The organism is Brevundimonas sp. ZS04 (assembly GCF_001956865.1).
Classification (GTDB): domain Bacteria; phylum Pseudomonadota; class Alphaproteobacteria; order Caulobacterales; family Caulobacteraceae; genus Brevundimonas; species Brevundimonas diminuta.
The window spans coordinates 1-1,776 of record NZ_MTHE01000036.1; the positions used below are offsets into that span (position 1 = coordinate 1).

Below are 1,776 nucleotides of genomic sequence, written 5' to 3' on the forward strand. Positions count from 1 at the left end.
AGCAAGCCGTAGTCGAATGGCTACGTCCGGTTCAGGCGTGCACTACGCTCTCCTGACGGTCTGTCTGGACCGTCTTCAGCGTGCGCGAGATCGCCGTCACAGTGGTCGTGGAGGCACGATGTAGGCGGGCGGTGGCACGGATGCCCAGACCGTCCTGCAACGACCTCCTGATCGCTTCCAGACGGTCTTCAGGCATGGGCTTGCGACCGGACTTCTTGGTCGTCCGCCGAAGGCCGCTCAATACGCGCTCGCGGTGAATGGCTCTTTCGAATTCGGCGAAGACGCCGAGCATCGAGAACATCATCCGACCCGAGGAGGTCGAGGTGTCGAGGCCCTGCGTGTGGACGTAGAGGTCCACATTCTTGGTCTGGATGTCGCCGAGGAAGTGGATCAGGTCGGGCAAGCTTCGTCCGATCCGGCAGACCGAGAAGCACGCGATCAGATCAAAATCTCTGCGCGCCACTCCCTTCAACAGGTTGTCGAAGCCGGGTCGTTTCTCACGGCCCTTGGCGCCCGAGATGCCCTCATCGAGGAAGGTGGCTACGATCTCCCAGTCCTGCCTCTGGGCGACCGCTCGTAGATCGCGAAGCTGGTTTTCCACGGTCTGGTTTTTGTCGGCCGTCGAGACACGACAGTAGAGGGCCACGCGCTTGGTCAGGGTCATCTCCTCCGAGATCGAGGAGATCATCGTCTCATGGATCGGCGAGGTGTCACCCAAAACGGATGGTGTCAAACACATCGACGCACGGTTCTGAAAGCCCGGATTTCCGGGACGCTGAAGGACCGGTTTTCAGGGGTGTTTGGGAGAACGGCTATTCCGGCTCGCCCTCTATGAATTTCCTTCGCCGCTCTGGATCGGTCTCTTTGATTAGGTCGAGAACGAAGATCGCGGCATCTCGCTTCTTCTTGTTGATCCGCTTCTTCGGTGGGGCTGGAACAGCGGACGCCGAAGTCGGCGGCGCAGGAGGCCACGGGTGCGCCCCGAACATCACCTTCCCGGTAGTGGGAGATACCACCTGCCCTGTCCGGGCGAACTCTTTGAGCCAAGACTCGGGATAAAGAGCCGTGCTCCCCGTCTTCTTCTGGAAGTAGGGAGGTCGCTTGTGCGGCTCCGTGTTCATGGTGTCGGGAGTGAACCGAACCATCGGTGCGGCCTCGTCCCGCAAGAAGACCGGCTCCCCCAGCAGGGCGGACAACTGCTCCCGCTGCTTCTCTTTCTCGGACTTCCGGGGTGACGGCATCGGCTGGCTCAAATTTATTTCGTTGCCAAACTCGTCGCAGACCAGCCGTTAAGTTTGCCAGAATCGCACCCATGACCTGCGTGGACTTGCCAAACTTGCCCCGCAGCGTTTTGACCCTTTGCCAGACTCGGTCCTTCGCTCGACCGGCATTGCCAAATCCGCCATCCACGCAAAATGCGAGGACAGATTTGGCAAATTGCCTTTGGTTGTCAATGACATCAGTCCGCGTATTCTATTGATGTCTGGCCAGACCGAGGAGGGTTATCACGCCCTCCCGTAGAGACCTCATCCAAGGTCTCAGCACCACCCGAGGCGAGGGATCGTCCTCACCTCTGACGGGACTTCCATCCCGATACGACGACTACCGCTCCGAACACTGCTTCGGGGCAGCGATGAACTGTGGGCGCCCACCAACCAACCGAATGCGACGTGCGTGAACATCAACAAATCGGCCCCAACGGCCACAAACATGAAGGACGACGAGAATGACGAAGACGAAAGGAGCGGACGGAACAGTCCGCAAAACACTGGAGGA

General features: G+C 59.5%; 2 protein-coding genes. Both read right to left on the minus strand.

Annotation, left to right across the window (positions count from 1 at the left end):
- Positions 1-31 precede the first annotated feature (31 nt).
- Positions 32-688 (minus strand): recombinase family protein, encoded by a 657-nt coding sequence (locus BJP32_RS16635; protein WP_198935308.1) that lies wholly within the window; start codon positions 686-688, stop codon positions 32-34.
- 124 nt (positions 689-812) lie between these two features.
- Positions 813-1,253, minus strand: a complete 441-nt coding sequence (locus BJP32_RS16640) for a hypothetical protein (protein ID WP_143255502.1) — start codon at positions 1,251-1,253, stop codon at positions 813-815.
- Between the last annotated feature and the right edge of the window lie 523 nt (positions 1,254-1,776).